The sequence below is a fragment of the Bacteroidia bacterium genome (assembly GCA_026932145.1).
Taxonomy (GTDB): domain Bacteria; phylum Bacteroidota; class Bacteroidia; order J057; family JAIXKT01; genus JAIXKT01.
This window is the reverse complement of the sequence record JAIXKT010000046.1, coordinates 39,863-58,269: the sequence shown is the minus strand read 5'-3', so window position 1 is coordinate 58,269 and position 18,407 is coordinate 39,863. Positions and strand designations below refer to the sequence as shown.

The 18,407-nt window shown below is 38.7% G+C and carries 13 protein-coding genes and 1 tRNA gene; 7 read left to right on the top strand and 7 right to left on the bottom strand.

The genetic code is table 11. The features are described from left to right. Nucleotides 1-2 precede the first annotated feature (2 nt). The 3 genes from infB to LC115_10855 form a co-directional block, all read right to left on the bottom strand. Nucleotides 3-3,431: a translation initiation factor IF-2 gene (gene infB / locus LC115_10865; protein MCZ2357164.1), complete on the bottom strand. Its 3,429-nt coding sequence runs from the start codon at nucleotides 3,429-3,431 to the stop codon at nucleotides 3-5. A gap of 29 nt (nucleotides 3,432-3,460) precedes the next feature. Then, nucleotides 3,461-4,684 carry a transcription termination factor NusA gene (nusA, locus tag LC115_10860; GenBank protein MCZ2357163.1) on the bottom strand — a complete coding sequence of 408 codons (1,224 nt, stop codon included), beginning with the start codon at nucleotides 4,682-4,684 and terminating at the stop codon, nucleotides 3,461-3,463. A 99-nt stretch (nucleotides 4,685-4,783) separates the two neighbouring features. Next, nucleotides 4,784-5,293: a hypothetical protein gene (locus LC115_10855; GenBank protein MCZ2357162.1), complete on the bottom strand. Its 510-nt coding sequence runs from the start codon at nucleotides 5,291-5,293 to the stop codon at nucleotides 4,784-4,786. Between the two features lie 393 nt (nucleotides 5,294-5,686). Between LC115_10855 and LC115_10850 the strand changes: the two genes are divergently transcribed. The 4 genes from LC115_10850 (at nucleotide 5,687) to LC115_10835 (ending at nucleotide 9,817) form a co-directional block, all read left to right on the top strand. After that, nucleotides 5,687-5,764, top strand: a tRNA-Val gene (locus LC115_10850). A gap of 54 nt (nucleotides 5,765-5,818) precedes the next feature. Next, nucleotides 5,819-7,249: a nicotinate phosphoribosyltransferase gene (locus LC115_10845; GenBank protein ID MCZ2357161.1), complete on the top strand. Its 1,431-nt coding sequence runs from the start codon at nucleotides 5,819-5,821 to the stop codon at nucleotides 7,247-7,249. Between the two features lie 148 nt (nucleotides 7,250-7,397). Further along, nucleotides 7,398-9,344: a 1-deoxy-D-xylulose-5-phosphate synthase gene (gene dxs / locus LC115_10840; protein MCZ2357160.1), complete on the top strand. Its 1,947-nt coding sequence runs from the start codon at nucleotides 7,398-7,400 to the stop codon at nucleotides 9,342-9,344. Continuing rightward, complete coding sequence (locus LC115_10835; protein ID MCZ2357159.1) at nucleotides 9,338-9,817, top strand: GtrA family protein; 480 nt, start codon at nucleotides 9,338-9,340, stop codon at nucleotides 9,815-9,817. The genes dxs and LC115_10835 overlap by 7 nt, the downstream gene beginning before the upstream one ends. Nucleotides 9,818-9,922: 105 nt before the next feature. Here LC115_10835 and LC115_10830 read toward each other — a convergent pair whose 3' ends face one another. Continuing rightward, a complete protein-coding gene (locus LC115_10830; GenBank protein ID MCZ2357158.1) occupies nucleotides 9,923-12,655 on the bottom strand; it encodes a gliding motility-associated C-terminal domain-containing protein in 2,733 nt (910 codons plus the stop codon). 141 nt (nucleotides 12,656-12,796) lie between these two features. On the opposite strand from LC115_10830, the gene rplM reads away from it, so the two are divergent. Genes rplM through rpsB form a run of 3 tightly spaced genes read left to right on the top strand, consistent with a single transcriptional unit; the run spans nucleotide 12,797 to nucleotide 14,408 of the window. Next, entirely contained in the window at nucleotides 12,797-13,249 is a 453-nt protein-coding gene (gene rplM / locus LC115_10825) for a 50S ribosomal protein L13 (protein ID MCZ2357157.1), read from the top strand. Nucleotides 13,250-13,252: 3 nt separating this feature from the next. After that, complete coding sequence (gene rpsI / locus LC115_10820) at nucleotides 13,253-13,645, top strand: 30S ribosomal protein S9 (protein MCZ2357156.1); 393 nt, start codon at nucleotides 13,253-13,255, stop codon at nucleotides 13,643-13,645. Nucleotides 13,646-13,670: 25 nt separating this feature from the next. Beyond that, nucleotides 13,671-14,408, top strand: coding sequence for a 30S ribosomal protein S2 (rpsB, locus tag LC115_10815; protein ID MCZ2357155.1), 738 nt, complete (start codon nucleotides 13,671-13,673; stop codon nucleotides 14,406-14,408). Nucleotides 14,409-15,060: 652 nt separating this feature from the next. Here the strand turns inward: rpsB and LC115_10810 are convergent. The 3 genes from LC115_10810 to LC115_10800 form a co-directional block, all read right to left on the bottom strand. Further along, nucleotides 15,061-15,288, bottom strand: a complete 228-nt coding sequence (locus LC115_10810) for a hypothetical protein (GenBank protein MCZ2357154.1) — start codon at nucleotides 15,286-15,288, stop codon at nucleotides 15,061-15,063. 11 nt (nucleotides 15,289-15,299) lie between these two features. Further along, nucleotides 15,300-15,590, bottom strand: coding sequence for a hypothetical protein (locus tag LC115_10805; GenBank protein MCZ2357153.1), 291 nt, complete (start codon nucleotides 15,588-15,590; stop codon nucleotides 15,300-15,302). 162 nt (nucleotides 15,591-15,752) lie between these two features. After that, nucleotides 15,753-18,407, bottom strand: coding sequence for a YfhO family protein (locus LC115_10800; protein MCZ2357152.1), 2,655 nt, complete (start codon nucleotides 18,405-18,407; stop codon nucleotides 15,753-15,755).

Genomic DNA, 18,407 nt, shown 5'->3' with positions numbered 1-18,407 from the left:
AATTAGATAAGTTTTCGTTTAACTTCTTTTGTAGCGTAAGACTCAATTATATCTCCAATTTTTATATCATTGAAGTTTTCAACGGATAGGCCGCAGTCAAACCCGGCGGAAACTTCTTTAACATCATCTTTGAATCGTTTTAGGGAGGCTAAACGAGAGCTGTAGATAACTACTCCTTCACGGATTAATCGAATTTGGTTTTGTCTGGATATCTTTCCTTCTGTAACCATACATCCGGCGATAGTTCCAATTTTGGATATTTTGAATACCTCTCTGATTTCAACTACGCCAAGTATTTCTTCTTCGATACTTGGGGCGAGCATACCTTCAAGAGCATCTTTAACTTCATCTATGGCAGCATAGATGATGGAGTAAATCCGGATGTCAATTTGCTCTGTTTCAGCTACTTTTCTGGCTCCTTGGCTTGGTCTAACGTTGAATCCGATGATAATAGCATCAGAGGCGGTAGCGAGCATCACATCAGATTCGGAGATTTGTCCTACGCCTTTGTGGACAATGTTTACGGATACTTCACCTGTCGTTAATTTTAATAGGGAGTCAGAGAGAGCCTCTACGGATCCGTCCACATCGCCTTTAACAATGATATTCAGTTCACGGAAAGTGCCTATGGCTTTACGTCTGGCAATTTCTTCTAATGTAATGTGTTTTTGCTGGCGGATATTTTGTTCACGCAGCAGTTGTTGGCGGCGGGTAGCTATTTCGCGGGCTTCTCTTTCAGATTCATAGACCTGAATTTTATCACCCGCGCTTGATGACCCGTTTAAGCCAAGTATTTGAACCGGCGTTGAAGGGCCGGCGGTTTTGACCCTAACACCACGCTCATTCATCAATGCTTTTACTTTCCCAAAGTAAGATCCAGCTACGATGACATCTCCAATAGATAATGTTCCGGTTTGTACCAAAACGGTTGTAACGATACCTTTTCCTTTATCTAATTGGGATTCTATAACGGTTCCTTTTGCTAACCTATCTGGATTAGCTTTTAGGTTGAGGAGGTCAGCTTCGAGTAATACTTTTTCAAGAAGTAGATTGATATTTATTCCGGCTTTGGCGGATATTTCTTGGGATTGGTATTTTCCGCCCCAGTCTTCTACCAGAAGGTTCATTCCCGCAAGTTGTTCTTTAATTTTTTCGGGGTTAGCTCCGTCTTTGTCTATTTTGTTGATAGCAAATACCATAGGTACTCCGGCTGCTTGTGCGTGGTTAATAGCTTCACGGGTTTGGGGCATAATTTGGTCGTCTGCGGCAATCACGATGATAGCAATATCTGTTATTTGGGCACCTCGTGCGCGCATAGCAGTAAATGCTTCGTGGCCAGGCGTATCCAAAAAGGTAATTCTTCGATTGTTTTCTAACTCAACTTCGTAAGCTCCAATATGTTGGGTAATTCCGCCTGACTCTCCGGCAATAACATTTGTTTTTCTGATGTAGTCTAATAAAGAAGTTTTACCGTGGTCAACGTGCCCCATAACGGTAACGATTGGGGGTCTGGGCTCCAACAATTCTTGATCTGTTTCTTCCTCTTCTTGCTCTTCAGATTCTTCTAAGGTAATAAATCGAACTTCGTATCCAAATTCTTCTGCAACCAATTGGATAACATCTGCATTAATACGCTGATTGATAGACACAAACAATCCTAATTGTAAACATTTTGCAATAACTTCATTCACAGATACTTCCATCAAATTAGCCAATTCATTGGCAGATAGATATTCTGTTACTTCTAAGATATTGTTTGATTCCAGTTGTAGATTTTGTTCTTGCAGATTTTTGCGTTTATCTTTTTTGATGGGTTTTTTTCCTCTTCTGGGTCTAAAGTTCCCAAAAAAGTTATTATTAGGTGCTTGTGTGTTCGGGCGGGAATTATTATTATTATTATTATTATTATTATTATTGGTGTTAGTTCGATTACCTTGATTATTAGGCTGATTTGTTTGGCCTTTATTTCGGTTGTTGTTATTATTATCGCGATTTTGTCTGTTAAATTGGGGGTTCTGTGTTCCTGTATTTTTTTGTTGAGATGGGGGTGTGTTGGTAGATAGCCTACGTTTTCGTTTCTTTTTATCGGCTTCGAGGGATGCTTTGGTTTCTTTGGTTGTTTTTTCTTCTTTGGCTTGTCTGAGTTTTTCTTTGGATTCAGCAAGTTTTGTTTTTTCGCGTTCTGATTTTTTCGCCTTAGGGTCTTTAAGGTCTATTTTTCCGATGATAGTTAAACCTTCCAATTTGGGAGTATGGTCTTTTGCGCGGATAGTTTGGATTTCGGTTTCAGTGTCTGGTTCTGTCTTGCTTTCCGGAAGATTGGTATTGGTTTCTATATCAACTATTTCGGGTTCAGTTTTAGCGGAGATAGAGTTGTCTTCAGCAGAAGTTTCCAGATAATGCTCTTTCTCAATATCTTGGGTTATTATTGTTTCAGGCAAAACTATCTCTTCGTGCTTGGTTTCAGGGGTTTCTTCTTTATTTTTTTCCAAAGAATGTTGGTTATCCGTTTCTATGGTTAAGGGTTCGGGGGTAGTAGGTTGTGTAGTCGTTATGTTTTCTATGGATACTTCCTCGAAGTGCGGTTGTTGGATTTCTAATGTAGGGTCATCTACAAGAGGTTCTTTAGTAAGAGTTTCATCTATAACTTCTTGGGATTTTTGAGATTGGTCAAAAAGGGATGGTGTTTCTATCTTAGGTTGTTTTTTAGGTTTACTTTTTTTATCTTTTGTACTTTCCTTTCGAGCTTCTAAGTCAATTTTTCCTACAATAGTTAGCCCAACCTTATTGGGTGTGTCGGTGTTTGTTGCGTTTTTCTCATCTACTGCATTTGAAGTAGAGAGTGTATCCGAAGGTGTTATATTCTCTTGAGAAAGTATTGGTGTTTCTTTTACTTCTTCTTTTATTTCGGTTACTTCTTCTTTTGTTTTTATGTAGCTGTCCGTTATTTCTATATGGCTGTCTGTTGTTTGTTCAGATAGTTTTACGGTTTCTGTATCTTGTTTTATTGGGGTGTTTTCCTCTATTGTTGGGGGGATAACAGTTTCAATTTTAGCCGGCACATTTTCGGTTAGGGCATCCATTGTTTTTAGGGCTTCTACTTTTTTTTGCATAGAAGCCTTTAATTCTTGTGGGGAGATTAGCTCATTTTCTCCAATATCCTCATTTCCAAAGGGTAATAGTATTGGCTTCGGGATTATTATCGGTGTATCTTTTTTGGTTTTGGTTATTTTGTCTGTATTGGTTTTGGTTTCCCCGAACCGCTTTAGTAGCACTTCATACATTTCTTGGGTAAGTTTCTGATGAATAGTATTTTCTACTGAGAAGCCGGCTTTTCCCAATTCTTCACAAGCAGTTGTAGTGCTGATGTTCAACTCTTTTGCAATGCTGCTAAGTCGTAATATCGTTTTAGTTTTGTTTTCTTCGGACATATAGTCGGTTCGGGGAGTTACTATTAAAGTTAATTTTCAAATTCTGATTTTAATATTGCGAAAACGTCATGTAAGGTTTCGCGGTCTAAGTCTGTTCTGTGGGCGAGTTCATCTATGGTGAGTTTTAAGACTGATTTGGCAGAATCGAGGCCGATTTCGCGTAGGCTGTCAATAATCCAGTCATCAATTTCGTCTCTGAATTCATCTAAATCAACGTCCTCCTCATTGGGATCAACTTCGCTATAAACGTCTATTTCATAGGCTGTTAGTGCAATTGCTAATTTAATATTTTGGCCGCCTTTTCCGATTGCCATTGAAATTTGGTCAGACTGCATATAGACGTTTGCGCGTTTTTTCTTTTCATCTACTTTTATAGTAGATATTTTAGCTGGGGCAAGTGCTCGGGAAATAAATATTGCAGGGTTTGATGAATAGTTGATAACGTCAATATTTTCTCCGCGCAGTTCTTTAATAATTCCGTGGATACGGGATCCTTTTACGCCTACGCAAGCGCCTACGGGGTCTATGCGGTCGTCATAACTTTCTACGGCTACTTTGGCGCGTTCTCCGGGGTCTCGAACAACTTTTTTGACCGTAATTAAGCCGTCTGCTATTTCAGGAACTTCTTCTTCAAATAAACGTTCTAAAAACAACGGGTCTGTTCGGGAAATGATAATTCTGGGCGTATTGGCATTTTGCTTGAGTACCACTTCTTTAATTACGGCTTTAATCATATCGCCTTTTTTGAAGTGGTCTTTGGGGATTTGTTCGGTTTTGGGTAAAATTAGTTCGTTATTATCGTGTAAAACGAGCATTTCATTACGCCAAACTTGATACACTTCGCCATTTACAATTGTTCCCTCTAAATCTTTATATTGTTTTAGGATTTGGGCTCGTTCAAGGTCTTTAATTTTGGTGTTGAGGGTTTGTTTTGCGGTGAGTACAAGCCGCCTGCCCAGTTCTCTTAGGTCTATTTCTTCGGGAAAAAATTCGCCTGTGGTATAATCTGAGTCCACTTTTAGAGCGTCAGAGATTGCGATTTGCAGTGAGCCGTCTTCTACTTCGCCGTCTTCTACGATTTCGCGCTCTCGAAAAGCCTGTATGTCGCCTTTATCAGGGTTTACGATAAATTGAAAGTTTTCGTCAGTACCATATTTTTTCTTAACCATAAACCGAAAAACTTCTTCCATAATTTGCATAAAGTCCTCATTAGAAATTTGTTTGGACATAGCAAATTCACGCATAGAGTCCATTAGCTCATTGCGCTCATCTTTGGGGGTAAGTTGCGCCGCCATTTTTGCACTCTTAGGGTTAGCCGCACTCTTTTTCATCTTTTTCCAAATTGAATTGGGTTAATCATTTGTTTTTCTATCATAGTTTTCTTTAAAAGATATTCCGGGATAAATTCCAGATACTTGCTCTTTGGGAATTACCGTATCTATCGGATTGATGTTTTTTTTATTACTTTTAGGGGGTGTCAGTGATATGTAATAAGATTCGGGGGTCATTTTTCGCAATATCCCGGTATTTTTGTTACCGTCTATATACTTGACTTCCACTAACTTATCTGTATAGCGCTTAAATTGTCTTTCGTGGCTCAGGGGTCTATCTAAGCCGGGAGAAGATACAATTAAATTATAGGGAAAGTCTAATGTTAAATCCTGCTCTAATATCGGGTTTAGTGCTCTACTTATACGGACACAATCTTCCAAACAAACTCCTTGTTCGGTATCTACAAGTATTTCTAACAGAGATTGTGGCCCGCGGGATAGCAAAATATCCACTAAAAAACCCTCTGGCAGCTCTGTTTGAACTATCAACTCAATACTTTCCCGTAATGTAGAAGAAATCAGATTCTTCATAGTTAATCTTTTGAGACCTTTTTTTAAATAGAAAAGGGAAGTTTCCACCCCCCCTTTTTCTACAAACCAAATGATATTTTAACAAAAGTTCTATTTAGCACGTTAAACCAAGATCCGGCTGCAAAGCTACAACCTTTTTTTGTATTTCCAAATAACTTTTTTAGATTAAACTTATTCTGACTTCTAAAACGTGGCTATTTGTAGGTAATACTTGCTGTGTTAATAACTTTCTACCTTTAAATGCCTCCAATAAACAACTGTTGTACGGTTAAATTTTCTTTTAAACTAACTATCAATAATATTTTTCTTGCTAATTATCAAATGATTACTATTTTTTTGTAAAAAAGTAGTTGCGCTTAATCTTAGTTATTGTAATTTTGCGCTTCGTTTTTAGGGAATTTAGCTCAGTTGGTTCAGAGCATCTGCCTTACAAGCAGAGGGTCGGGGGTTCGAATCCCTCAATTCCCACCAAAGCACTCCTTATAGAGTGCTTTTTTTATTTAACAACAGTTTATTTTCCTGAATATGGTGCTAACAGATAAGTTTTTACTAACGGACTTATATCAGATTTCCATGATTTATGGATATTGGAAAAATGGGATACACCAGCAACGGGCTATTTTTAACTTGTATTTCCGCAAGCCCCCCTTTAACGGTGCGTATGCGGTTTGTGCCGGGTTAGAAACAGCATTACAGTTTTTAAAAGACTACCGGCCTTCCGAAAGTGATTTGGAATTTCTTTCAACACTTACAGGCTATGATGATAAACCGTTATTCAGTAAGGAGTTTTTGGATTTTTTAAGAACCTTTGAGTTAGAACTTGATATTGAGGCTATTCCGGAAGGCGAAATTGTTTTTCCCAATCAACCTTTGATGAAGATTACCGGGCCATTGTATCAATGTCAATTAGTAGAAACAGCATTACTTACCATTATCAATTTTCAGACTTTAATTGCCACAAAGGCGAGCCGAATTATTACCGTTACTGGTGGAGATCCGGTATTAGAGTTTGGGCTAAGACGCGCACAGGGACTTGACGGGGGGATAAGTGCCACCAGAGCCGCTTATATTGGCGGCTGCCACGCAACCTCCAATGTCTTAGCCGGTAAATTATTTGGAATTCCGGTTCGTGGCACACATGCTCACAGCTGGGTAATGACCTTCCCTGACGAACTATCAGCATTTCGTGCCTATGCTGAAGCCCTCCCCAATAACTGCACTTTCTTAGTAGATACTTACAGCACAGAGCAAGGCATCTTAAATGCAATTACCGTTGGTAAACAGCTACAGCAAGCAGGTTTTCCCTTTTATGCAATTCGCTTAGACTCCGGAGACTTATTACTACTCAGTAAATTAGCCAGAAAATTGTTAGATGAAGCCGGATTTCACCAAACCCAGGTTGTTGCTACCAATGATTTAGACGAGCAAAGTATCGCTACACTAAAGAAAAACGGTGCCCCCATCGGTGTCTGGGGCGTTGGTACTAACCTCATAACTGCCAACGGCCAACCGGCTTTAGGAGGCGTTTACAAATTAGCGGCAATTTACCAAAACGAAAAATGGCATTATCGCGTTAAACTTTCCGAAGACGTTATCAAGATTTCTACACCGGGAAATTTATCGGTATTCCGAGTTAGCAACAATAATCTTAATCAGTTTGATTTTATTCAAGATACTTTTACGGAGTCAAATAAGCAACTTGTGCACCCAGAAACAGGAGCGTTTTTAGAAACCATTCCAAGCAATGCACAAAACTTGCTGGTTCCGGTAATGCAGTCAGGAAAAAGAATTTACCCAGAACTTACCCTTCGAGAAATCCGTAAAAATCATTTTGAGCTTCGCTCTAAATTTGATCCAGCATTATTTAAAATAGAAAACCCACAAAAATATCCTGTTTTGATAGATGAAAATTTATTTAAACTAAAAAAAGAAGCTATCAATCAGAAACATAGCTAAGCGTAGCTTTCTTGCAAAGGCTGTTATGCTAAGCTGGATTACACGATAACCTTTAATCAAAGGGTTCAATTATCATTTGTAAGCCCAAAAAACGTACATTTGCAAAATTTTGAGCAAAAAATTTTGCTCCTACCTTAGTTTTGTTTAGATGAACACTAATCCTGTTGGAAAAGAAGCAATTTCTGTGGGCGATTTATTAGCCAAGGTTATTTACCCTGAAGATTTAAGACAATTACCGGAAGGAAAATTATTTGAATTTTCCCAAGAATTGAGAAACTATATTATAGAACACTGCTCTATTCATGGGGGGCATTTTGCAGCGAGTTTGGGGGTTGTGGAGCTAACAACGGCTCTTCATTATGTGTTTAACACACCCGAAGACTTAGTTGTTTGGGATGTTGGCCACCAAGCGTATGGGCACAAAATCATCACCGGAAGAAGAGAAAAATTTCATACAAATCGTTTATATCAAGGTATTTCTGGCTTTCCTAAGCGTTCGGAATCCATTTATGATGCCTTTGGTGTAGGGCATTCTTCAACATCAATTTCAGCAGTATTAGGGATGGCTGTTGCGGCTCAATATGCCGGAAATCACACCCGACAGCATATTGCGGTAATCGGTGACGGAGCCATGACAGCCGGACTAGCCTTTGAAGCCCTAAACCACGCCGGAGTAGAAAACTCCAATATCTTAGTCATCTTAAACGATAACTGTATGTCTATTGACCCTAATGTGGGAGCACTAAAAGACTATCTAACAGACATAACTACATCAAGAACATACAATTACATCCGTGACGAAGCATGGAAATTACTTGGAAAAATTGACAGATTAAGCTCTAAAGCCCGATTTGTAGCCAGTAAGTTAGAAGACTTATTAACGGCAAACTTATCTAAACCGGGAATGCTGTTTGAAGCCTTAAAGTTCCGTTACTTTGGACCTATTGATGGCCATGATGTTACCCACTTAGCTCATGTATTGCAGGATTTAAAAAAGATTCAAGGCCCTAAGTTGCTTCATTGTGTTACCGTTAAGGGTAAAGGTTTTGCCCCTGCCGAAGCTGACCAAACCAAATGGCACGCACCGAGTTTTAACTTTGACAAAATTACCGGAAAATCCTTTTCTGTACCTACTAATATTCCAAGCCCACCAAAGTTTCAAGATGTTTTTGGATATACAATTGTAGAGTTAGCCGAGCAAAATGATAAAATCATGGGCATAACTCCGGCGATGCCTTCCGGCTGTAGCCTAAATCTAATGATGGAAAAGATGCCGCAAAGAACCTTTGACGTGGGGATAGCAGAGCAGCATGCCGTTACTTTTTCAGCCGGCTTAGCTACCCAAGGGTTAGTACCATTTTGCAATATTTACTCGTCATTTATGCAACGTGCTTATGATCAAGTTATTCATGATGTTGCTATTCAAGAATTACCGGTAGTATTTTGTTTAGACAGAGGAGGCTTAGTCGGTGCTGACGGAGCTACACATCACGGTGCATACGACTTAGCCTATATGCGTTGTATTCCTAACATTGTCGTTTCCGCCCCCAGAAATGAACAGCAGCTCAGAAATCTGATGTACACCGCTTCGCTATCCAAAACAAAAGGCCCATTCACCATTAGATACCCCAGAGGCGAAGGCACGATGATTGGCTGGAAAACGCCATTTCAAGAAATAACAATTGGAACTGGTGAGAAAATATGCGACGGACAAAATATCGCTATTCTAACAATCGGAACAATGGCCGAAGAAGCCATCACTGCCCGAAAAAATTTAATGCAGCAAGGAATTACTCCCGCTATTTATGATTTACGTTTCATAAAACCCCTTGACGAAGCCTTATTGCACGAAGTAGCGTCTAATTATCAATTTGTTATCACAGTAGAAGATGGCTGTTTGATGGGAGGCGCAGGTAGTGCCATATTAGAATGGTTCTCAGAACACAACTACTTCTTACCTATCAAACGTTTGGGAGTTCCCGATAGAGTTGTTGAGCACGGGACTCAACCTCAGTTATATGCTGAATGTGGTTATGGTTATGAAGCTATCCAAAAAACGGTACTTAATTATCTGAAAGTAAATATTGTATGCTGAAAAAACTACTGATAGGAGCGTGGAAACAGCCTATGTTTCGCTATCTGGTTTCTGCAAGTACCGCTACTTTGGTGGATGCCAGCATATATGCATGGCTTTTTTATGGTGTTTTTGAAAAAAAAATTGTCCACTTAGCCGGTTTCGCCATTGGACCACACCTTTTTTCTATAACCATAAGTTTTACGGTTGGGTTACTCACCAATTTTTGGCTCTCTAAAAAGATTGTTTTTGGAGAATCACAACTCAGGACACGCACTCAACTTAGCCGTTTTTTGATGGTTGCAGGAATCGTATTTGTTGCAAACTGGTACATGACAAACTTTATGACACTGAAACTGACGGAGTTATTTACATCACACACTCCTTCATTGGCTTTCGTAGCTCGAGGAACTTCTGCAATTATTATTGCAAGCATCAGTTTTTTTAGCCATAAATTTTTCTCCTTTGAAGCACATAAGCCAAATACTACATGATTACGTAGAAATCAGTTTGTCTTTTGGGTTGTGGCTTAGAAATTATAACTTTCATATTTTCTGAACCACAATCCCTAAATCAGGTCGAGTTTTGTGCTACTTCATTTAGCGCAGCAAAGTGATAACTCCGCGATAGCTATTTGGTTTTTGGGTTTCTAAGTGCTCAAATTCTACGTCTGCTATCCAGTAATACACTCCTTCTGGAACATCTTTTCCGTGATAAGTACCATCCCAGAGGTTGTTAATATTATTTGAGGAAGATAACCAAACGCCCCATCTATCAAAGATTTGTAATCGGATACTTTTTACTGACCGTGCTTTAATTGGAATAAAGTAGTCATTACGTCCGTCTCCATTAGGTGTAAATACGTTTGGAAAGATAATATCGGGGCAATTATCTACACAAAATTCGGCAGAATAGGGACTTTCATTTCCAACGGTATCAGTAGCCGTGATTACAAAGCATCCAGCAATTGAATATAGTTCAGGGTCGGAAAATAGATATTTGGGTTCTGTAACTCTTTTTAGAAAAGTATAGGGGCCACCGGAATTTCTGCTAAAATAGATTGAGTAAAAATCCAAATCACTAGCACAACTTGAATCTGAGTTTGGCCACCAAAAATCCACCGTGAAATCAGTACAGTTTGGTTCCATATTAAAAGAATCTCGAACTGGTAAGCAAGGAGGAGTTAGGTCAATAGGTACTCCGCAGGTTTCGTTAGAATCATTGATAAGTGGCTGACGAATACTGGATACCCCGTATTTACCATAGCTTTTTATGAAATAGCAGTAAGTAGCTCCATTCATAAGGCCGCTATCTAACCACCGGTTTCGGGTTGCATCAACAGTCTGAATAAGACTAAAATTGACCTCGCCGGGAGCTTTTCGCCAAATTTGAAAAGAATCTTCAGCCCAAGGTGTGTGAAAATTCCATTCTAAAACCAAAGACTTATCCGCAGGAGCTATTTTTAAATAAACCGAAGAAGCTTGATTACTGTTTGCTATTAGATTGTTATTTGAATCAAATAGTTTTACTTGATATTTATAGGCACTATCCTTAGTGTTTAAATTAGGGTCAAAAAATACCGTATCTGCCCAATTAATAATGGGTGAAGTTATTGGAAAAAGTGTACCGCCGGTGATACCGTTTGCGCGAAATAGTTGATAATAATAGGGTTTTGGGAAAAATATAGAATCAATAATGGTAGTATCCGGTCTTGCCCACGCTACTTGGATACTACCGATTGATTCATCGGTAGAGATTACCGAGTTAGTAACCAATATTGGAGCATCTCTTTGTAATTCTACGCAGATAGGCTCAGATGCACAGCTTGGCTGGTTCTGGGGAAAAATAGAAACAACTCTATAACAATAACTGCCTACATAATCTAAGCCATTACCATTATTGTCATCTACCAAAGAAGTATCTGCCCAGCTATCTGTTTGGCCAACTTTTTCGTACCCGGATAATGCGGTATTAGTGCAGCAGGTCGTATCAATATGGCCAGAAATTCCCGTAGAGCGATAAATATCGTAACCAATAGCATTAGAACAAGGATTGGGTTTCCAGACTATTTTAATCTTGTGTCCGGGCTGAGTAGTAGCTTGTATCAGTTGGGTACTTGGTGGAACAATCCTAATTCGGGTAACTTTATTATCTGCTAAGGTATAATGGTTTAATAAATTATCATGGGCATAAAAATCTAATTGATAAGGGCTTATTTGAATATGTTCGCAAAATATATCCCAGCGAAAAGTAGCAGCAATAACTGGAAAACCTTTTACCGGAAATTGTTCTAATGGTGGAGACATGGTTGGCTTTCCTATCGGAACCTGAAAAGGGCCGTTATTTCCCATATCACCGTTATTGAGATATAGATAAACACTATCTCCGAGGTTAATATCATTAGTTGTTATATTAAACACTAAAGACTGTCCGGGTTTAGAGCAAAGTTCGGTAGGTGCATTGATAATAGGTGGATCGTTATTACAGGGGCCAACGATAATCCCCATATCTCTTATGATGTGCCCTACAAGTCGGCCATTTCTAAACTCTTCAATTAGTATTGAGATATTGTATAGTCCTACTTGTACAGGAGTGTTCCATGTAATTAATCCTGAATAGGGGTCAATAGTAAAAGTACCGCCAAAGGCATTTGGGTAGCGATAATTTGCGACCTGTATAGGTGTGTTAATGCCGTTATCGGGATCATATTGCTGACAAGGAATCAAGCTGAAAGCGAGAGAATCTCCGTCTGGGTCATAGGCACCCGGGTTATGTGTCCACCGGCGGCCAGTACAAGCATCATCTAACGGGTCATTGAGCAAAATGGGCGAATTATTGTCTCCGGAAATAGGATTATACAAAATTGTTTCAAGATAAAAAGCCGTAGAACCGGATCTATCCATATTGATAATATTATCTTTTCGGGCTAAATCAAAATATCTGACGGAAAACTTACCCGGCCCGTTAAAAGTATAAGTTGTTCTGTAGTAGTTTTTTTTGATGTTAGAGCGTACAAAGATTCCCATTCTTTGCGGGGGAGAGCAGTTAGAACCGGTGGGGCCATTTTCGCGAGGAATATCTTTAATTACATCAAATTTTATATATTGGCCGTTCATAAATCCCCATATTTCAAGATCAGCAGAGCATCTATCAACGCCTTGTGCAATGGGGTCAGTATAGGTAGTTAAAAGGATTTCAAATGTATTCATCCCTACTTTTTTGTAGGTAATTTGCCCTGCGAGGTTGTGCGAAGCAGTAGCCCAGTTTGGAAGAAATACAATGAGAAATATTGTATAAAGATACCGGAGATAATTATTAGATAAGATTTGCATGGATTCGGCCCGGTTATAGTTGAAGCCGTTTTCAGTTAATTTTACCGCAAATATACAGTAAAAAAAATAGCAAAAAAACTTGCGTAGTTTAAAAAAAAGTGCTTACTTGCAGCCCTTTTTGAAGAAGAATAGAATTCTTTCATGGATACGTTAAGTTACAAAACAAAATCAGCGAAATCGTCTGATAATCAGCGTGCTTGGTGGGTAATAGATGCCCGCGACTTAATCGTTGGTCGGTTAGCCTCGGAGATCGCTAAATTACTTAGAGGGAAGCATAAGCCATATTACACTCCTCATGCACTTTGCGGAGACAGTGTTATTATCATCAATGCAGATAAAGTTCGCTTTACAGGTAGAAAATTAGTCGAAAAAGAGTATATTCACCACACCGGTTATCCGGGGGGGCAACGAGTAACAACGCCAAAAGCACTGTTGGCTAAACACCCTTGCAGGATCATGGAATATGCCATTAAAGGAATGTTACCAAAGACTAAGTTGGGAGATAAAATGTATGGTAATTTATATGTGTATGCAGGTGAAAACCACCCACATACAGCACAAAACCCACAGCCTTATACAATTAAAACAAAATAATATATGGACGTTATCAATCGAGTTGGTAAGCGAAAAACAGCAGTTGCGAGGCTCTACATAAAACCCGGAGCAGGTAGTTTTAAAATTAACGGTGTTGATTTTAAAGATTATGTTAATACAGATTTATTACGCTTAAAAGTGCTTCAGCCATTTCAGGTTTTAAGTTTAGATCCAGCTTCTTTCGATATCTATGTAAACGTTTACGGTGGTGGAACTACCGGACAAGCCGAAGCTATCCGCTTAGCTATTTCTCGTGCCTTTGCGTTGTCTAACCCAGAAGAATATCGTCCCCCCTTAAAAAAGGCAGGATTTTTAACCAGAGATGCCCGTTCTGTAGAGCGTAAAAAATATGGCCATAAGAAAGCTCGCAAAAACTTCCAATTCTCAAAACGTTAATATTTTACAGTCAGAATTTATCAGAATGAATACAATAACTCATGAGGAACTGTTAGATGCCGGTGTACACTTTGGGCACATGACCCACAAATGGAATCCGGCAATGGCTCCTTATATTTTTATGAAAAAAGATGGCATCCATATTATAGATGTCCTTAAAACACAAAAAATGTTGGAAGAAGCCCAGCGAGTAGTGAAGCAACTTTCAAAATCCGGCAGAAAGATATTATTTGTGGGCACCAAAAAGCAAGCACGTGAAATTTTAGAAGAATATGCCCGCTCAGTAGGAATGCCTTTCATTACAGAAAGATGGCTTGGAGGCATGCTTACCAATTTTGCAACAGTAAGAAAAAGTGTGCGCAAAATGTCTAACCTCGATAAACTCGTTACCGGTGATAATGCTGTTAATATTTCCAAAAAAGAAAAATTAATGATTAGCCGGAACTGGGGAAAATTAGACCGTGTATTCGGAGGAATTGCAGATATGGCAAAACTGCCAGCAGCTCTCTTTATCGTGGACGCACTCAAAGAACATATTGCAATAGCAGAAGCCAAAAGATTAAATATCCCTACTATCGCTATTGTAGATACTAATAGCAACCCAAATTCAGTGGACTTCCCAATACCAGCTAATGATGATTCTACAAAATCAATAGAATTTATTACAAAATGCTTAGTTGAGGCAATTAAAGAAGGAAACGCTGAAAGAAAAACAGATAAAGAAACCGAAGAAGAAAAGGAAACAGCTAATACAAAAGACTAAAACGCAGTAAGTTTTCATTAACGGAATAGCTTGCGACTTGGCGTAGCGGTGGATTTAGAAGGACAGCCAACTAAGTATAAATGTTGATTTGAAAAATAACTGTTCAATATAGAACCTTTCCATCATTACGCCAAACCTCTGTTTAAACTACTGTCTTGCTATTTTTTGTTCTGGTTCTCTGTATTTATGTAGTGGGAGGAAAGTAGCTTCCTTGTCAAGTTTAGTTTTGCTGGATTTTATTTCGTTCAGTATATTGTTTCGTCCTGAAAAAAGTTTACACTTTTTGGTTAATAATCCTATTACAAGGTTACATTTTTTTAAAAAATCCTGCATACCATTTACAGTTGTTTTATCGGATGAATTGGAAACGAGCTCTGCTGAGAAGCAACTCGATAGGAATAATCCGCTCAGATAGCGTAATAATCCGTTGTAATATGTAAATATTATAGCGGATTTCTTTACATTACTCGATCTACCTATTCCTAAAAAAACTTACGCCATCGTTTACACCTCCTTTTCTTGTTTGTTGATTTGGGTAATAGTTTTTCCACCGTTTACGAGGTTCTCCGCTCTTTTAAGGTGCTTCAAAAGGCTTGAGATTATCAATACTTCCATACGGTCTTAGGTAATTATAGGTGCTGTAAGTCACCGCCTATTCTGCCGTTTTGAAATCAGTAAATACTGCTTCTAAAAGCTCTGACTTCAAAATACCGGTTACTCGCTCTACCAAAGGATTTTCCAAAGGGTCGCCATTTTCGGTCATGGAGGTTTTAATGCCCTTATCCTGCAATAACTTTACAGATCCATCACAACAATACTGCACGCCTCTATCGCTGTGGTGTATTATATCTTTGCAATTAGGATTTCCCGTTAAGGCCATTTTCAGGGCTTTTAATGGTTCTTTTGCGGATAGGGTTTCACACCTATCCTTGTGGCTGTAAGCACCCGTAATGATAATAAATGGACTGCCAACTTATATTTTTTCTGTAAACAAACTCGAAATGGGTATAACCCCCAGTGAACTCCTGTTTTTAATTTGTAAAGAATAGCGTTAACTATTTCTTCCAAAGCAACTGTTGGCAGAAATCCTCGTTTGGGTGAAGGTAAGTGAACAACTATTTCGTTTTTTATTATATTTTTACTAAGTACTTTGTACATAAGGGTTTGTTCTGAAATAATCATGTTTTGTAACACAAATTTAAAGAACCCTTTTCAACTTTTTTTTAAAAAAGTTGAAAAGGGTTCTTGTGTAAACCTATTTTAGGACGAGACATTACCCCCCCAATTAAAGACTTAATATGAGTCTTTAATTGGGGGGGTAATTAAACGAGAAACAACTCTAAGTTATGCTTGATTTTTTCGGTAGTTTCGCCATTCCCAAAAACCGGCAAAACCAATGAATATAATTAAGATTACAGAGGCTATACGTGAGTAGGTTTCGGTAGTATCAATTATTTCGGGATGAAAACGCATTTCGATTTTATGGTCGCCTGCCGGAATTACTAAGCCCCTTAATACAAAGTTTGTATGGATAATCGGCACTTCTTTTTCATCTATAAAGGCTTTCCAACCTTTCGGGTAATATACTTCACTAAATGTTACAAAACGAGTCTTTGGCGAGTGATATAAATACGTAAGTTTATGATTATCATGGTTTTGTATTTTTATGTATTCGTTATTGTAGTCAACGGTATCTTGGGAAAAATGTTGGGTAATAGCGGCATCTTTTTGTTCGACTATGGCAGTAAACATGGAGTTTACACCGTCTAAGGTATCTAAGGCTGCGTCAGGCGTTGGCACTATAATTACCTTTTCGCATATCCAAGCATTTCCATAAGCATTTAAGTTTTGGTAGAGATATTCTCCGTCTTTAGTAGCCAATAACTCCGGCCATTGAGGGAAACTAAGTTTCTGATTGTGAATTATATACTTTGTATTTAGCATATTCAAAACGTTGGGGTTCATTTTGGATATGTGGGCATCTATGAGCTGTTGATAGCGTCTAATTTTGGCTGCATTGTAGCCGCCTATGGAGTTTAGGTAATAGGGAGTACGGCCGTCATTAAATGGATTTCGGTTCATCGGAAATACCCGATAATACGTCTTGTCCTTTTCAAGCAAAAACTGCTCTGTCTCTTTCATCGCAAAAAACTGCTCATTATCTTCTTTATCGCGAAAATCGGAAGTATTAACAAAACGTTTATCAACAAGCCATAGGTTAAATAACATAATAACCGAAACTCCAATACCAATAATGATTGGATTGGAAATGGTTTTCTTAATAAATAACCAGAGTAAACCGGCAGCTAACGCGATAAAAATTACTGCCTGAATAGCATCATTGCGAAGTATATCTGCTCTGTCTGCATATAAAGCGGTCATTAATTGCTTTTTTAGCTGTTCTGGAAATCCTAAGTTAGCATCATTTGGTCCCTGAAAAGAAAAGAATGTAGAGCCTAATACAGCTAATATTAAAGCTAAACCGGCAGTAATACCTGCTGCCCAAAATACAGCAAGCTGTATTTCTTTTGAATCTTTTTTGTTTTGTATAACTTCCTGAAAACCTAAGCCGGCCAGTATAGGCATTGTTAAAGAAGCCATTACCAACATAGAGGCAACTGCTCTAAACTTGCTGTAAAATGGTACATAATCAAAAAACAAGTCCGTAAAGCGATAACTTGAGGCTGGGTCTGAGCCAAACATATATAATCCTATCCAAGCAATTCCGGCTAATAATAAAGCATATCCGGGTGCCGGTAGTTTTACTCGATTTTTGGTAAAGTAAAAAATTATGGGTAAAGCTAAGACTACAATAGCTTCCGGAACATTTAAACTATGCCTACCTAATGACAGCAGGCAAGAAAGTAATGTTGCATACAATAATGCCCATTTAAGTCCTGAATCCACTAAGATTAGCCCTAAAATGAAGCCAAAACAAATTAGGGCACCGAAATATGTGGGGCCGGATGTGAATGGCTGGTCGCCCCAATAAAGAGGCCATGTACGGATGTAGTTTTCTGCCTCTTCGGTTCCCACTCCGTATTCAGTTAAAGCCTTATAGGTTTCGGATGATTTCCCAAGTTTTCCATTTGAACTTCCCCCTAATGCATTGGGTATCAATAAAGTTAGTAGTTCTTCACGCCCGTAAGACCATTGAAAGGCGTAATCTCTATCAAGACCTCCGGCTTTTTGGTCATCAGAAGAAGTGCTGAGTTCGCTTGGGCCACGAATGGAAAACTTAGAATATTCATAGACCGGAAGCATATTAGTTGCATTTACAGCTACACCAATTGCTATCCCAACGCCTAATAATAAAGTTGTGAGTAAATAAGAAACTATTTTTCGCTCATGAATATGCCGAACAAGTTCATACAAAACATAACAAGCTAACACAAGTCCAAAATAATAGGTCATTTGTACGTGATTATCAGCGACTTGTAGCCCCATAAAAAAAGCCATCAAGGCTCCGCCTAAAATAGGCTTGTTTCGGTAGGCCAAAACAGCAGCTAATAATAACCCCGGTGCATGCATGATAGCAAAAAACTTACTGTAATGCCCAGCTTCTACAATAATGATATTGTAAGAAGAAAAGCCATACGCAATTCCTATAGCTAATGCCAGCCACGAGCTTACCCCAATAGTTCGCATCAGTGCAAACATAAAAGCCATTCCAAAAAATAAAATCCCAATTGGGAAAGGCATCCCTAATAAGAACAAAGAATGTAAGGCAGATAGAATATTACCTTTAAATTCTAAGAAAATGGTATAGGTGGGCATCCCGCTAAACATGGTTTTTATCCAATAGGCTTGCTCTCCCGGGTGGCTTTCTCGATACAGCTTAGCATCTTGGTCCATACCGGCAACTTGCAGCAGGTCAGATTGTTGTAAGACTTTATGTTTAAGTAGCGGCTGAAAATAGAGTACCGAGAGCAGCAGCATCACGGTTAAGCAAATAATAGTAGAAACGAAGGTTTCTTGTTTCCAAAACGGCTTTATCAT